General features: G+C 38.8%; 12 protein-coding genes and 1 pseudogene. 9 read left to right on the forward strand and 4 right to left on the reverse strand.

Features of this window, described 5'->3' with window-relative positions; translation table 11 throughout:
* Nucleotides 1-6 precede the first annotated feature (6 nt).
* A complete protein-coding gene (locus tag H6G68_RS09295) occupies nucleotides 7-786 on the reverse strand; it encodes a HipA family kinase (protein WP_190906373.1) in 780 nt (259 codons plus the stop codon).
* A gap of 439 nt (nucleotides 787-1,225) precedes the next feature.
* On the opposite strand from H6G68_RS09295, the gene H6G68_RS09300 reads away from it, so the two are divergent.
* On the forward strand, nucleotides 1,226-1,528 hold the full coding sequence (locus H6G68_RS09300; protein ID WP_190906374.1) for a hypothetical protein: 303 nt from the start codon (nucleotides 1,226-1,228) through the stop codon (nucleotides 1,526-1,528).
* Nucleotides 1,529-1,579: 51 nt separating this feature from the next.
* On the opposite strand, the gene chrA is transcribed toward H6G68_RS09300, so the two are convergent.
* On the reverse strand, nucleotides 1,580-2,773 hold the full coding sequence (gene chrA / locus H6G68_RS09305; protein WP_190906375.1) for a chromate efflux transporter: 1,194 nt from the start codon (nucleotides 2,771-2,773) through the stop codon (nucleotides 1,580-1,582).
* Between the two features lie 601 nt (nucleotides 2,774-3,374).
* On the opposite strand from chrA, the gene H6G68_RS09310 reads away from it, so the two are divergent.
* The gene (locus H6G68_RS09310; RefSeq protein ID WP_190906376.1) at nucleotides 3,375-3,575 is read left to right on the forward strand and encodes an RRXRR domain-containing protein; all 201 of its coding nucleotides are present in this window, start codon (nucleotides 3,375-3,377) and stop codon (nucleotides 3,573-3,575) included.
* 126 nt (nucleotides 3,576-3,701) lie between these two features.
* Here H6G68_RS09310 and H6G68_RS09315 read toward each other — a convergent pair whose 3' ends face one another.
* Nucleotides 3,702-4,685: a glycerophosphodiester phosphodiesterase gene (locus tag H6G68_RS09315; protein ID WP_190906377.1), complete on the reverse strand. Its 984-nt coding sequence runs from the start codon at nucleotides 4,683-4,685 to the stop codon at nucleotides 3,702-3,704.
* Nucleotides 4,686-4,840: 155 nt separating this feature from the next.
* On the opposite strand from H6G68_RS09315, the gene H6G68_RS09320 reads away from it, so the two are divergent.
* Together H6G68_RS09320 and ligA are read left to right on the forward strand one after the other, a co-directional pair.
* Complete coding sequence (locus tag H6G68_RS09320) at nucleotides 4,841-5,905, forward strand: vWA domain-containing protein (protein WP_190906378.1); 1,065 nt, start codon at nucleotides 4,841-4,843, stop codon at nucleotides 5,903-5,905.
* Nucleotides 5,906-6,386: 481 nt separating this feature from the next.
* Nucleotides 6,387-8,435, forward strand: coding sequence for an NAD-dependent DNA ligase LigA (gene ligA / locus H6G68_RS09325; protein WP_190906379.1), 2,049 nt, complete (start codon nucleotides 6,387-6,389; stop codon nucleotides 8,433-8,435).
* 137 nt (nucleotides 8,436-8,572) lie between these two features.
* On the opposite strand, the gene mrdA is transcribed toward ligA, so the two are convergent.
* Nucleotides 8,573-10,390 (reverse strand): penicillin-binding protein 2, encoded by a 1,818-nt coding sequence (gene mrdA, locus H6G68_RS09330; RefSeq protein WP_190906380.1) that lies wholly within the window; start codon nucleotides 10,388-10,390, stop codon nucleotides 8,573-8,575.
* A 625-nt stretch (nucleotides 10,391-11,015) separates the two neighbouring features.
* On the opposite strand from mrdA, the gene H6G68_RS09335 reads away from it, so the two are divergent.
* The 5 genes and pseudogenes from H6G68_RS09335 (at nucleotide 11,016) to H6G68_RS09355 (ending at nucleotide 16,230) form a co-directional block, all read left to right on the forward strand.
* Nucleotides 11,016-12,164 (forward strand): ABC transporter ATP-binding protein, encoded by a 1,149-nt coding sequence (locus H6G68_RS09335; protein WP_190906381.1) that lies wholly within the window; start codon nucleotides 11,016-11,018, stop codon nucleotides 12,162-12,164.
* A gap of 11 nt (nucleotides 12,165-12,175) precedes the next feature.
* On the forward strand, nucleotides 12,176-13,258 hold the full coding sequence (locus H6G68_RS09340; RefSeq protein ID WP_190906382.1) for a polyamine ABC transporter substrate-binding protein: 1,083 nt from the start codon (nucleotides 12,176-12,178) through the stop codon (nucleotides 13,256-13,258).
* A gap of 56 nt (nucleotides 13,259-13,314) precedes the next feature.
* A pseudogene (locus tag H6G68_RS09345) lies at nucleotides 13,315-14,254 on the forward strand (ABC transporter permease).
* A 51-nt stretch (nucleotides 14,255-14,305) separates the two neighbouring features.
* Nucleotides 14,306-15,541, forward strand: coding sequence for a nucleotidyltransferase domain-containing protein (locus H6G68_RS09350; protein ID WP_190906383.1), 1,236 nt, complete (start codon nucleotides 14,306-14,308; stop codon nucleotides 15,539-15,541).
* Nucleotides 15,542-15,777: 236 nt separating this feature from the next.
* The gene (locus H6G68_RS09355; RefSeq protein ID WP_190906384.1) at nucleotides 15,778-16,230 is read left to right on the forward strand and encodes a PqqD family protein; all 453 of its coding nucleotides are present in this window, start codon (nucleotides 15,778-15,780) and stop codon (nucleotides 16,228-16,230) included.
* Nucleotides 16,231-16,258 lie beyond the last annotated feature (28 nt).

Raw genomic sequence — 16,258 nt, forward strand, 5'->3', positions numbered from 1 at the left:
CATTGGCTAAAGGGATTCTAGCAATTCTTGCTGACGTTTTATGAAGAACTCTAACATTGTTATTCTCTCATTCATTGTAATTCCCCACTCGTTAGGAGGGCTAACTACTGCTTGGATGATCATTTCTTCTGTAACTGTCTCAAGGACAGAAAGAGCTTGTCTAATTTCATTATCTTTTAAACTACATACTGAAACAATTCTCTGATCTGGCTTTGCCTCTGAAGCATTGTTCAGAGATTCTGCTGTCCAATCAGGCCCACTTGGAAAGAAATGACCGTGATCTACAGAATACACTAAACAGGGATGGGCTTTTTGATATATAAATTGCTGATCTTGGCTGTACACCCAACCAAATAACACGCTCAACAAAGCAAACCGTTCTCGATTCCCAGTGTGGTCTTTGTATTTTCTCATGTCATGATCATCAAGACAATCACGAATGAAATGAGTTGCATGGGCTTTACCAGGAGCTAAGAAGGCAAATTCTGGATCTAGTTCCAGTAATTCTGGTGAGATTTCAACGATTTGCGGCTTACCAACAGGCGCTCCCATTGCTAAACCTAATCGTGCCACAATTTGATCATTGATAATTTGCCGACCAGCCTGCTGACCCTTCACAACATAGTCACAGTTGTCAATTCCCTTGGCTCTAACAGGACGAGCCGCAGAATTCCATCCACTTAGCAAGGTAGTTATAAGTACTGGTTCTTCAGGGTTTTTGAGTAATTTTTCTAAAGAAAGTTTCCATCTTGCCCTATCTTCTTCTATATTTATTTCGTTGTTCACATGATGGCTGTAAAATCAAAAAAATGATCCCAATTTTATTGGTTAAGAATTGACAATACTTGATTTTCGTTACTTAAACAAGTGTCATATTGCTTTTATATTTTCTACTATCAATAATATTTCAGTGCATGCAACATTGCCTAAAACTGAAGCACTTCCAGCAATTAAACCACCATCTAAAACTAGTGCGGAATGTGGGTTAAAACTACGGAGATGAGGACGATATCTACGTTATCTCCACATCCGCATGATTTCTGAGGCTACTGAATAAAGTAACGGAATATGAAGTTTATATTAAGAAGTATGAATATTCCTAATGCAAAACTAAATAATATTTTATTATAATACGTATAAGAAACGTTAATATTTCAAAACGGCTGTTGTTGGGGATTAATTTTGGCTTGAAAAATCAATTTTTTGAATAGGGGAACAGAGATCGATGAATAAATATTTAATGAAAACCATAGACTATCAAGAATGGAAGATTGAACTATATCAGTGGTTTGCCAAAAAAAGATTTGAAATCATCTGCCACAGCCCAACTGGTAACAAGCTAGATTACTCAAAAATATCTATGCGCTGTTGGTTCAACGAGGATTTTGCTATCGATGAAGCTAAGGAATTTATAGACTTAATTATTAGCCAACAAAATATAAATCCAATAACAGTATCAAAATCAAAGTGGAATCACTTTGAATTAGCTGAAACTCAACAAGTAGATTTATCAAAGTTGGCAGGTTAAAGTTAGCGGTGGGTATCAATTCATTGTTTTTTGCTCTTGTGTTTACATTAATTATTTAATGTATCCAGACAAATAAGCGCCCCAACCAATTAAACTACCACCTAATACGAGCCATACAGCATTAATGCGATAGCGCAGTACTAAAATTACTGAGATGAGAGCGATCGCACTTGCAATAAAATCCATATAAGGCGCTTTTTGTATTGTTAACGTCGCTACTCCTAATTGCAGCGTAGTCAATACCATGAGCGCCACAGCACTGACATTGACAGAATCTAAAAAAGCCCTTGTCCAAGCAGAGGCGCGTAAACGGGGAATCAAGGGGTTTAAAGCGGCAACGAACAAAAATGAAGGCAGAAAAATTCCCAAGGTAGCCACGATTGCACCGGGCATACCTGCGATGACATAACCAATAAAAGTAGCAGTAGAAAGAACAGGGCCAGGAGTAAATTGACCAATTGCGATCGCATCTAGTAACTGCTGTTGTGTCAACCAGCCATATTCTTCAACTAATCCACCTTGCAAAAAAGCTACTAATAAATAGCCACCACCAAACAACACACTACCAACTTTCAGAAAAAACCAACCTAATTGCCACAAAGGCACAGATACAGCACTTACTGATGTCGCTTGCCAAGTTGCACCTATGGTTAAACCAGCAATTAATAAATTAGTCTGATTTCCTGGACTATTATTTTTATTACCACCATTTAACCAAAGCATACCTAAAAATCCGCCAATTAATAGAGCAATAATTTCATTGACTTTCCAGAAAAATGTCGCCACCCCCACAATTACTGCAATTACTAATAATTTGCGTGTTTTCACGGCTTTTTTTGCCAAGCCCCAAATAGCATTCAGGATAATGGCTAAAACAGCCGGTTTAATCCCATAAAGTAAAGGTGCAACTTGGGGTAAAGTACCATATTTGACATAAATCCAGGCAAATACACCTGTAATTACCACCGCAGGTAAAATAAAACAAACACCCGCTACAATTAACCCCAACCATCCTGCATAAATGTATCCAATATGAATCGCCATTTCTGTAGAGTTGGGGCCAGGAATTAGGTTAGTTGCACCAAGCAAATCCAGAAAATGTTCTCGTGTCAGCCACTGACGGCGCTTGACTACCTCATCTTCTATCATGGCAATATGGGCAACTGGTCCCCCAAAGCCAATAATGCCTAATTTCAAAAAGAGTTTAGCGACTTCACCCAAACGACTCAACGGTAATTTATTCATAATTGGCTAGGCAATATTGTTTAACTGTACGAATGTAATCGCTATTTATAAGCTACTGTTGATAGGTTAAAATTAGATATTTTATTGCATAAACACTAAAATACACTAATTTGATAGTTTTATAGTAGTATAAGAGTTACTCTTTCAGTAGTAGCCTTGATCCAATTTTATAAAAGTAGCTGTTAACGTTAATAGCGAACAGCTACTTTCCCTAAATAGAAATTTAGAGCTTTTATTGCTACCGTATATTCTTTTGTCGAAATACGGCTGGTGTTTATAGTGACTTAATATACAAAATATACATAGGAAGTGCGATTCCCTTGTGCTGATTTACCCTTCTTTAGAAAGCCTATTCTTTTACAGTAATTTATAGCCAGAGTTATAAAAATTACAATCTCCATAGTAAAAATTTCCCGGAGCCAATACTTGCTTTTTAAATTTGGCTGTGATATTTTCTACTTATGCTATATTCTCCGTTATTCCGGGCGACTTACTGGAGAATACAGCAACTCATATCACAGCAAAATGGCGGTAACCATGAGAGTACTAGAGTTTTCCTCTAGACTCTCCTTCTTCTATGTCTAATTTTGGGAAGCAACAAATGACTAAAGTATTTCTTCTGGATGCCAATCAACAACCATTATCTCCAGTACGTATTAGTCATGCTAGGATACTGTTGTCACAGGGTAAAGCTGCGGTTTTTAAGCGATATCCATTTACCATTATCCTCAAAGAATCCCTCAACAAAATTAAGGTAGAACAATTAAGTTTCAGGATTCACCCTGGTGGTAAAACTAAGTAATTCGTAATGCTTACGACAGGCTATGTCAACGTAATTCGTATACATATTACGTTTTTTAGGTTGATCTACTTATAAGATAGCACCGAAAATTTTTCAGCTATCCTGCTTCACCAATTGCCTATTTTTTCATATGTACATTTTTGTAAGTTGGGATTTAGCTGTATCTGGGTAATCACTAAATACGCCATCTATACCTAAGCTAAAAAATATTTCATATTCTCCTTGAGGATTTTCTTGAAAGTCGAAAGGTAAGAAAAAATCTTCATTGCAAAATGTCCAAGCATGAACTTGTAAGTTAGCTGCATGAGCATCATTTACTAACGATGTTGGTGATAGTAATTTACCTGTAATATCTCTAGGAATTAGTAAGTTTTTATTAACTCCTATAGCTTGTGCATATTTAGAAACTTCTATTAATTCAGTTTTAGTTACTAAATCTTGATATGTACGATTATCTCCATTGGATAAAAAATCATAAGGTTTGCCAGAATTATTAAGCAACTGTACCAAAGGTAAATCTGTTTTTTTTGCTAATTCTTGTAGGTTACTGACTTCAAAAGATTGAATAAATACAGGTAAATTAATTTTATTTAAAGTTGTCAGCAGGTTTTCTTCTAATGGTAAACCAATTGATTTAAAGTAACTTGGATGTTTAGTTTCTGGGTAAATACCAATAATTCGACCAAGTTCCAAACTTTTAGCTTGGGCTAAATCAATGATTTCTTGCAGCGTGGGAATCGTAAAAATTCCATCATAAGCTGTATTTTGCGGACGCAGTTGGGGAATCCGTTCTTTAGCTTTCAAAGTTTTTAATTCGGCTAAAGTTAAATCTTCTGTAAACCAACCTATTTTTACTTCGCCATCAATTATTTTTGTGGTTTTCAGGTGAGTAAATTCTGCATGAATAGCAATATCGGTAGTTTCAGAAATTTCATTTTCATGACGAGCAATTAAAATACCATCTTTGGTAATTACTAAATCTGGTTCAATATAATCAGCACCTAAATCAATTGCTAATTCATAAGCAGCTAAAGTATGTTCAGGACGATAGCCACTTGCACCTCGGTGAGCAATAATAATAGGAGATTGGTTCGTGGAGTTTTTAGCCATAGTCTAAACAATGAGTTTCTTATATCTGTATTTTTACATACTTATCCATTTTGACAAACCCAAAATATTACAATATTTTAAAGTAATATTTTTCACAGGAAATAAATATTTAAAATAAAGATACACTATACATAAGTGAAATTGGGGTTACAGCTATGACAAACAACAATATAGAAGTTGTCTTTAGCTTTGATACAACTGGTAGTATGTATCCTTGTCTGACTCAGGTACGACGAAAAATTAAAAATACCGTTACTAGACTGATGGATGAATTACCTCTAATTAAGATTGGAATTATCGCTCATGGGGATTATTGTGATGCAGATTCAACCTATGTGACTAAAACCTTTAACCTTTCGGGTGATGTCGATAAAATTTGTGATTTTGTCCAAAATGTAGAACCTACTGGTGGGGGAGATGCTCCAGAATGTTATGAGTTAGTATTACATGAATCCCAATCGCTATCTTGGTCAAAATCAGCATCTAAATCACTGGTTTTGATTGGTGATGATATTCCCCACGCACCAGCACACAATCCTCACAAGCTAAATTGGCGTAAAGAGGTAGATAAGTTAGCGGAATTGGGAATTTCAGTTTATGGAGTACAAGCTCTTAATCGCCCTCATGCGACACCTTTTTATCAAGAGTTAGCTGAAAAATCTGGTGGTTTTCATATTAATTTAGACCAATTTTCTTATATTACTGATTTGTTTTTAGCAGTTTGCTACCAGCAGTCATCTGATGAACAGTTACAAGCATATGAACAAGAAGTAATTAACCAAGGAAGAATGAGTCGTGGGTTAAATAAAATATTTGATACCATGATGCAACGAGAGGGAACGTCTTATTATGAATCAACTGATTTAAGGGCGGTTGTTCCTGGAAGGTTCCAAGTTTTAGAGGTTGACCAAGATATTTCTATTAAAGCGTTTGTGTTGGAAAATGGGTTAACATTTAAAGTAGGGCGCGGTTTCTATGAATTCACGAAAACAGAAACTATCCAAGCGACTAAAGAAATTATCTTGATGGATAGGAAAACAGGTGATTTATTTCAAGGTAGTGCTGCACGAGAAATGTTAGGTCTACCGATGGATGCGACAATTAGGATTAAACCGAGTAATCTAGAGAAGTATGTTGTGTTTGTTCAAAGTACGTCTGCTAATCGGAAGTTGATTGGTAAAACCAGATTTTTATATGAAGTTGAAGACTGGGATCATTAATCAATATTTTGCTAGTTAGAGAAATTGTCAGAATCAGGATGTCCAGGATTTAAGGATGTACAGGATGAAAACTGTAATTTTATCACCTATTACCTGTACAAATTTACCATAGTATTGAGTCAAGGAAATTGGTTTATTTCAGGCTTTTTAAATACTCCCTTCTTATTAAAGAATACGGATTAAATGAACCCCAAAGACGCGTTCACGTTCGCGAAGCGTGGCGTTAGCCATAGTGTCCCGTAGGGATAGAACGCGAAGGAAGAAGGGAGAAAATAGCTAATCTTACACTGGGAAGGGAGTAACATAATTTAGCAAGGTGCGTCAGATGTATAAAGTTTGTTAATTTCTGCCAAATTTTTGAGTCTGACGCACCCTACAAGACAAGACACTTAAAGGCATACTCAATATGTGCTAGATTCTATCAATCTCTGATTTCTATAGTCTTTAAATTCTATTTTCCAAGTATTATCTCGTAAATTTTATGATGCCAACTCAAGCTGAAGTGAAGCGTATAGAAGAGATACGGCAGTTATTGCAACAAGCTAGTTATGCTTACTATGTTCTAGATGCACCAATTATGGAGGATACAGTCTATGATCGGTTTTATCGAGAACTGCAAGAATTAGAAACTCAGTATCCAGAATTAATCACTCCTGATAGTCCTACTCAACGCGTGGGTGAGCGTCCTGCAACTCACTTTACCTCAGTCCGGCATAACATCCCCTTGTATAGTTTGGAAAATGCTTTTAATGTTGAGGAGTTACAAAGTTGGGAACAGCGTTGGCGAAGACACTTACCACCACAGTATTCTCCGGGTGATGTAGAATATGTGGCGGAATTGAAAATTGATGGTGCTGCTTTGGCGTTAACTTATGAAAATGGGGTTCTCGTCAGGGGTGTGAGTAGGGGTGATGGGGTGATGGGTGAAGATATTACCCAAAATGTGCGGACGATTCGCTCAATTCCCCTACGTTTGAATTTCGATGGTTTAGAAAATATTGAAAAGGTGGAAGTACGCGGTGAGGTATTTTTACCTTTGGAAGTATTTAAACAAATCAATGAGAAAAGACAAAAAGCAGGTGAACAAGTATTTGCTAATCCTCGCAATGCTGCTGCTGGTACACTGAGACAACTCGATCCCCGGATTGTAGCGCAACGACAGTTAGATTTTTTTGCTTATACACTGCACATTACGGGAATGGATGACTCTAGTATTGCTAATACCCAATGGGAAGCTTTGGAGTTGTTGCAAAAATTCGGTTTTCGGGTTGATGCCAATCATAAACTATGCCATGCGTTAGAAGAAGTTGCTGATTATTATCAGTACTGGGATACGGAACGGCTGAATTCAGCTTATATGACTGATGGAGTAGTGGTAAAACTGAATTCTTTTAAGCTGCAAGAACAGTTAGGTTTTACGCAGAAATGTCCTCGTTGGGCGATCGCACTCAAGTATGCAGCAGAAGAAGCTCCAACCCGTGTGGAAAATATTATGGTGAATGTGGGAAGAACGGGAGCTTTAACACCTTTGGCAGAAATGTTGCCTGTACAATTAGCAGGTACTACTGTTTCGAGAGCTACTTTACATAATAGCGATCGCATTACCCAATTAGATATTCGCATCGGTGATACTGTCATTGTTCGCAAAGCTGGGGAAATTATCCCGGAAGTGGTGCGGGTAATTAAAGAACTGCGTCCCGCTGATACTCAACCTTTTATGATGCCTACCCATTGTCCCGTCTGTGGTCAACCGGTGGTGCGAGAATCGGGGGAAGCGGTGACTAGATGTGTAAATGCTTCCTGTGCAGCAATTCTCAAAGGTGAGATTGAACATTGGGTGAGTCGTGATGCTTTAGATATTAAAGGTGTAGGTGAAAAGTTGGTACATCAACTAGTGGATAAAAAGTTGGTGTCTTCTGTTGGCGATTTATATAACTTGACAGCAGAACAATTATGTGAGTTAGAAAGGATGGGTCAAAAGTCAGCGGAAAAATTGGTGCGTGCGATCGCAAAATCAAAAAATAAACCTTGGTCACGGGTATTATATGGTTTAGGAATCCGTCACGTTGGTAGTGTCAACGCCCAATTATTAACAGAGAAATTCACCACCGTAGAAGAATTAGCAGCAGCGAGACAATCGGATATTGAAGGTGTTTATGGTATCGGTGCAGAAATTGCCCAATCAGTTTATCAATGGTTCCGCACCCCTGCAAATCAAACTTTGATTTCTCGTCTCCAAGGATTGGAGTTACAATTAGCTACCATTGAGCAGCCCAAAGCACCTGGAGAAGGTAATCCCAAGTTTGTGGGTAAGACTTTTGTGGTTACAGGTACATTACCAACCTTAAAGCGTGATGAAGCCAAAGCATTGATTCAAAAAGCTGGTGGTAAAGTGACTGACTCAGTTAGTAAAAAAACAGACTTTTTAGTTGTGGGTGAAGATGCTGGTTCCAAGTTAGAAAAAGCGCAAGCGTTAGGAATTGCTCAATTAAGTGAAGCACAATTGCTGGAAATAATTCGTAATTCGTAAACAGGTGACAGGTGACAGGTGACAGGTGACAGGTGACAGGGAATTCTCAATTTTCCTCGCGTCTCCGCGTCCCCGCGTCTCCGCGTCCCCGTGTCTCCGTGTCTCCGCGTCTCCGTGTCTCCCCATCCCCATCTTCCCTAACGCTTAGTCTCTGGTTTTTGATACTTACCTGAATGCTTACGGGCAAAATATTCTTCCATAACTTCTAAAATCATGGGTGCAGCAACACTACCACCACCACCACCAGAATGTTCAGCAAAAGCAACAATGAGAATTTCTGGCTTATCAGCTGGTGCATAAGCACCGAACCAAGCATGATTCTCTTTCACTCCACGGTTCCAAGCTTCAGCTGTACCACTCTTACCAGCTGCTGGGGGAATAGTAGGTTTATTCAGAGCCTTTCCTGTACCTTCAGATATTACTTTCCGTAATCCATCACGGAGTATTTTAATGGTGGTCGGTTTCATATTTAAAGATTTGCGCCATTTTTTTGCGTCACCTTTATCTTTGAGTAAATGAGGCTGTACCCGATAACCACCATTAGCAGGGACAGCGAACATCACAGCCACTTGTAGAGGAGTCGTTTGTAAAGCACCTTGACCAATAGACATATTAATGGAATCACCTACAGTCCAAGGCATTTTCCAAACTTTCTGTTTCCAAGTTTCATCAGGAACTAAACCTTTTGCTTCTTCTGTGGAGAACTCAAAGCCAGTTTTTTCACCAAATCCATATTTGCGAGTCCATTCAATCAATTTGGGACCACCTACTCCTTTACCAATTTGATAAAAGAAAGTATCACTACTCCATTGCATTGCTCCCACAAAACCCAATGGCCCAAATCCGGCGTGGTTCCACTCACCAAACCTTGTCCCACCAATGTTCAAAGAACCATAGGTTTGTAGCACTGTGTTGGGAGAAAATCTACCCGATTCTAGTCCCGCCGTTGTGGTAACAATTTTAAAGGTACTAGCAGGGGGAAAGACACTCAAAGCCCGATTCACCAAAGGATGATCCTCTCCTTGGACGGTTTTCCAGTCTTTTTGAGAGAGTGTTTGTTTAGAAAAAATATTGGGGTCAAAGGTAGGATGGGATACCAATCCTAATACCTCACCGTTATTGGGGTTCAGTGCCACAATTGCCCCATTGCGATTACCCAAAGCCTTTTCGGCTGTTTTTTGCAGTTCTACATCTATAGTCAAGTGTAAATCATTACCAGGTTTTGCCTGTTTTTCTCCCAATACCCGCAGTGGTCTACCTGCACCATCTACTTCTACTTGTTGACCACCCCATTCACCTCGGAGAGTTTTCTCATAAGCTTTTTCTACACCCATCTGACCAATTACATCTCCTAAACGGTAGCCTTCAGACTTTCGTTTTTTCAGCTGTTCTGCTGTCAGTTCACGGGTGTAGCCGATGACATGGGCTAATTCTCTACCTTGGGGATAATAACGTACTGCTTCTGTATTTATTTCTACATCTGTCAGTTCGTTTTCGTATTCCTTTAAAGCTGTGACTTGTGCTTCATTTAAGTCACGAGCAATCCGAATCAGGGTAGATGAGTTAGCCCCGGCTTGTTCTAGTTTCTCTTCCATCTCCTCTTGAGGGATATCGAGGAGTTGACTCAAACGGGGCCCCACCACAGACCAGGAGGGTTTAGTATGAGCCATAGGCCACAAATACACTGACCGAGGATAGCGAGTAGTCGCTAACAGTTTGCCATTGCGGTCAAAAATATTGCCCCGTTCTGGTTGTTTGGAAATCATGCGAATCCGGTTGGACTCGGCACGTTGTCGGAGTTTTGTGCCATCAATAATTTGCAAATAAGCTAAACGAGCGCCTATTCCAGATGTCATCAATAAAGTGAATATAATTAAAAATATTGATTGAGAATTGCGCCCCACTGTGCGTGTATTTTTTTGTCCGCCCAGTACAGGTGGTTGAAATAGGGTCATAAGCTTAGGATAATTTTACAATTATTAATATACGCAATTGTTTTGTTAAGATGTCAAGCTGATTGGAGACGATACTATACTCCGTCACTTCTGTCAATGTTTTGCTCAGTTGCAAGATACAGCAGGAAACTCTTAACTCTTAGCAGGGTTGAAACTCTTTTGTTATATGGCTTTGTTCTTAAATTTCGTACCTCCTGCAACCTGAAATCTGCTGTATGAGCCTCTCATGGGCGCATTCTGCACTTTAGTCAGATATAAAAGAAACACATTGAAATTGAAAATCTGAAACCTCTACCAAGTAAAGGTTATGAAATATGCTGCTGCAAAATTTGGCAATGCTGATTTCATTATGTTAGCACTACGATCTACATAAATCCTTTGTTCTTGTGTCCTCAGTTGATGATGGCTACTCACTACTACTACTCCTAGCGATCGCTCCCGGAAACCTGAACAGACAGAATTTATAACCGAAAATGCTACTCAGCATTCAGGGTGAAACAATAGAAAGTATATTTCTAATAAGAGTGTTTTTGCGGAATACAATTCAAAGTATGGACTGTAGTCTGCTTAACACCCTACATAGCTTGACTAAGTTTTCTACAATTAGGGCATTCTACTGAAGAATATGGCTCAAACTGTGATGCAAAATCAGAGGAGTGTAACGTCTTTTCAACCACTTGATGTTGAACTGCGTAACGTATTCAAATTTTTCAACCAAGAACCAGCTGTACATGGCGTGGACTTGGATGTGAGACAGGGAGAATTTTTTAGTATTTTAGGCCCTTCTGGTTGCGGTAAAACAACCACACTCCGCTTAATTGCTGGATTTGAAAGAGTTGATGCAGGTAAGTTGTTGATTCAGGGTCAGTCGATGAGCAATGTACCTCCTTACCGAAGACCTGTAAATACTGTCTTTCAAAGCTATGCGCTGTTTAACCACCTCAATGTGTGGGATAACATCGCTTTTGGACTGCGATTACAAAAATTAACCAAGTCAGAAATTGACAGCAGAGTCATAGAAGCTTTAAGGCTCGTGAAAATGGAAAGTTTGCGATCGCGCTTACCCTCTCAACTTTCTGGTGGTCAACAGCAACGGGTAGCCTTAGCTAGAGCTTTGGTGAATCGTCCCGCAGTCTTACTTCTAGATGAGCCATTGGGAGCATTAGACCTCAAACTCCGCAAAGAAATGCAGGTTGAGTTATCAAATTTACACAAAGATTTAGGATTAACATTTGTGATGGTGACACATGATCAAGAAGAAGCACTATGCTTATCTGATCGCATCGCCGTTATGAATCAAGGCAAAATTGAGCAAATTGGGACTCCCAGCGAAATTTACGAACATCCCCAAACACCCTTTGTTGCCGATTTTATTGGCGATACAAATCTATTCAGCGGTGAAATCACAACAGTAGACCCGGAATGGGTGAAAATTTTGACAAAAACCGGACTCTCTATTGTCACCGCACGTTCGGAAGATACACCAACTGAATTATTACAACCAGTAGTCATCAGTGTCCGCCCAGAAAAAATCCAGATTTCCCTTTATCAACCGAATCTGCCCACAAACTGCTTTGAAGGCAGGCTAGTTAATGTCATGTATTTGGGTACTCATGTTAATTATGTTGTGGAATTGGTCAACGGCATAAATATCAATGTTTTACAACCTAACACCTTTGGCAGCTTACCAGACCGTGATACACCCATTTATATTTGGTGGGCAGAAACTGACTGTATTGCTATTAGTCAAGAATCAAGAACCAAAATTTCATAGTTTGATAACTAATGACGAACAGAAGGCAATTTCTGAAAAAAATGGCGGTGCTTTCTAGCCTTTCTTTAAGTAGTTGTGGCTGGAGATTGGCTAATGTAGGCGCTAATTATACTGGTTCAGGTCAAAGCGACGAACTACATCTATATACATGGACGCAGTATACTGATCAAGAATTACTATCCACTTTTACTGCCCAAACTGGCATGAAAGTAGCGGCGGATGTATATGATTCTAATGATGTCATGCTAGCTAAGTTACAAGCTGGAGGTGGTGGCGCTTACAGCATTATTTATCCATCTGATTACATGGTGCAGAAGATGGTAGATAAAAATTTGCTAACTCCCATCAATCATGAACGCTTAATTGGGTTAAGCAATTTATTCCCACAATTTCAGAATCCTAGTTATGACCCCTCTAACCGTTATAGTATTCCCTTCAATTGGGGAACAACGGGTTTACTTTACAACTCGGAAAAACTCCCAACTGCACCAGAAGATTGGGAATATCTTTGGCAAAATAAAGATAAACTTCAGAAGAAAATAACTTTACTTAATGATGTGCGGGAGGTAATCGGTGCAACATTGCGGATGCTAGGTTATTCTTATAATTCAGAAAATGAAACAGAAATTAAACAAGCTTATGAGAAGTTGAAAGCACTCAAACCGGCAATTGCTGCTTTTGATACTGATGCTTGGCAAAACCAAATTCTGGCAGGAGATTTATTATTAGCTATGTGTTACTCTGCCGATGCAGTGAAAATATCTAAAGAAAACCCCAAGCTGAAATTTGTAATTCCTCGTAGTGGTTCCTCTTTATGGACAGACACTATTGTTATTCCTAAAACATCCCCTAATGTTGCTGGAGCTTATGCTTGGATTAACTTGATTTTGCGACCAGAAGTGGCGGCTCAAATCAGTGAAAGGCTAAATATTTCTACTCCCAATCGTGCGGGATTTGAGCAATTACCAAAACAGCTTCAAGATAATACTAATTTATTTCCTCCAGCATCACTTTTAGAAAAGTGTGAAAGACTTACTCCTCTCGGTAAGTTTGAAGAAGTTTATGAGCGGTACTGGACTCAATTACTCGCTTAAAGTAAGAAAGCAAAAATCTATATTCTCGCTCTTCAATCTAAAATTGGTAACAGGCTGTGCCTATTCAAAGTAATAATTCCCAACTAGACTCTTCTATCAAGATAGCTAAATCACAGAAGTTAGAACGCCATCGCGTTAACTTGCTTCCCCCTTTGGCGCTACTTGCACCATCTGGAATTTGGTTATTACTATTGTTGTTGTTGCCAACATTAATAATTTTTCAGTTGAGTTTAGTACCAAATATTCGACCAGGAGATTTGGTAAATCCCAGTGGATTTAATAACTACATCCGCATCATTGAACCAATTTATTTAAAAGTCATATTTCATTCGTTATTTTTGGCAATTAGTACCACCATTAGTTGTTTAATTTTAGGGTTTCCCGTTGCTTATTGGATTGCTCAAATGGCACCAAAGCGCTGGCGGAATTTGCTGCTATTAGGTTTTGTATTGCCTTTATGGACTTCTTCTCTACTGCGTTCTTATGCCTGGATTACAATTTTGCGTCCAACGGGATTATTAAACAGTTTACTCACCAGTGTAGGTTTACCAGCTTTAGAATTGCTTAACCGCAATCCAGCGGTATTAATTGGCATGAGTTACAGTTTATTACCTTATATGGTTTTAGTGTTGTATGCTTCTTTAGAAAAACTAGACCAGCAATTGTTAGAAGCAGCAGCTGATTTGGGTGCAAATCCCATCCAAACTTTTTGGCAAGTAACTGTACCTCAAGTGTTTCCCGGTATCGCTGCTGGTTCTCTGTTGGTATTTATCACAGCCCTGGGGGACTTTATCGACCCGGAATTGTTGGGAGGTGCTTCGAGTATGACAGCAGCAAGGTTAGTTTATAACCAGTTTCTGGGAGCTACCCAAAATTGGGGCTTTGGTTCAGCTTTGAGTATGACGTTGATTATGGTTGTCAGTATTGCGTTAGCGGTAGCTTACCGTAGGTATCGCACTTTTGATTAAATTTGGTGAAGTCAAACCCAAACAATAACAATGATCTGCAAAAATCGAAAATCTGGAAATTCTTTACCGGAGGCAGATATTGTACAAAACAACTATTCAAAGCGCATTAGTAAAAGCTAGTCCTGAAATTGAAGTGCTACTGTGTTGTGCTAAGACACAGATAGAATCAGAAACAGCTGAACACATCAGATCAATCCTGTCAGAAAATATCAATTGGGGTAAATTGATAGAAATGGCGCAACACCAAAAAGTGCTGCCGCTATTGTATTTCAGTCTTTCTAGTACATTTTCTGAAGTAGTTCCGAAAGCGATTTTAAGCAAATTGCGAATGGAATTCCTGGCTCAAACTCGACGCAGTTTACTTTTGAGCGGAGAACTCGTCAAACTATTAAATTTGTTTGCAGCAGAAAAAATATCGGCTCTGCCCTTCAAAGGGCCGGTTTTGGCTGCGAGTGCCTATGGAAATTTATCACTGCGTCAGTTTAGCGATTTAGACATTTTAGTTCATCCCAAAGATATAGAAAAGGCCAAACAAATTTTCCTGTCTCAGGGATATAGCCAGAAGATTGAGCGCATCGAAGTTACAGAGGCTCAAAAAGCTGCGTTTGTGCGATCGCAAAGCATCTATAAATTAGTTCGTGAAGCTGCTTATCCTTTTATCCACCCTGAAACAGAATTAGTAGTAGAACTCCACTGGGGAGTAATGCCAAACTATTTTTCCTTTCCTATTGATTCTGAAGCATTGTGGCAAGACTTAGAATCAGTTACCATTGCTGGTCAAAGTGTTCCTAATTTGTCTCCAGAAAATACACTGTTGATGTTAGCTGGACATGGGACAAAAGACTGTTGGACAAATTTGGCTCGGATTTGCGATGTAGCTGAACTAATTCGCTCTCATCCCCAGTTAAATTGGGAAAAATTGCTAGAGCAAGCCAGCATTAAAGGAGGTCAAAGAATCTTATTTTTGGCTTTGACACTAGCGCGGAATCTTCTAGGAACTGCTTTACCTGATGAAGTTTGGCAAAAAATTCAGACAGATCCAAAAGTTAGTTTACTTGCAGTTGAAGTCAGCCAAATTTTATTTCAAAAAACTGATGGCTCATTCCAAGACGGGAGAGTTACTCGTTTTCATCTGAGTGTTAGGGAACGTCTACAAGATAAAATACTTTATTGTTGGTGTTTGGTCACAACGCCGACAACTTCGGATTGGTTAATATTGCCTTTAGCAGAATTCCCCGCTTTTATTTACTATTTATTGCGACCAATACGGCTAGTGAGAGAGCAAGTATTAAAAAAAATTAACCAGAATTCCTGATTTTTATATGGCAATTTTCAACCACAATATCCCTGACTTCTCTAAGAATTAGGGCATTTTAACATTTCTGGATTTATGCTTATGGCTTCGTTAGGGATACACAAATCAAATTGCTATATTATCTATCTTTAAGAAAAGATAACCTTCTTTATTAAATCTTTAAAAAAGATGTGATCTAATTTACATTAAGATTAACCTTGGGTTAAGCAAACAATATCAGTCAGTTTAAAAGCACAATGAATTTATCTGAAAAATTTAAAATCAATGTCCCGAAAGTTGTCCACGAAATGATTGAAGGTGAAGTAGTCATCGTTAATCTGGATGGGGGAGATTATTATAGTCTGGTGACAGTCGGCGCAGATATTTGGGAAAAACTAGCTAGAGGTCTTTCAAGAGGAGAGATTTTGACAGAAATGGTTAGTTGCTATGACAGCAGTAGCGAAACCATTGAAACCGCTGTTAACAATTTAATTGCAGATTTACAGCGCGAAAGTTTGATTAGTATTGATGCAACAGATGAGGAAAATCAGACACATACAACTAACGATAACTCCCCAACTAAGGCTACAGAAAAGCTGAAGTTTGAACCACCAACTTTAAATAAATATACAGACATGGAAGAATTACTGGCTTTAGATCCCATCCATGATGTAGAGCCGGAAGTGGGTTGGCCGAGTGCCAAGGTATAAATCAGTAAACAGAATTTATGTAGGTTGG

Origin of the sequence: Anabaena catenula FACHB-362, from assembly GCF_014698735.1 — a bacterium.
In the GTDB taxonomy this organism is placed as follows: domain Bacteria; phylum Cyanobacteriota; class Cyanobacteriia; order Cyanobacteriales; family Nostocaceae; genus Anabaena; species Anabaena variabilis_A.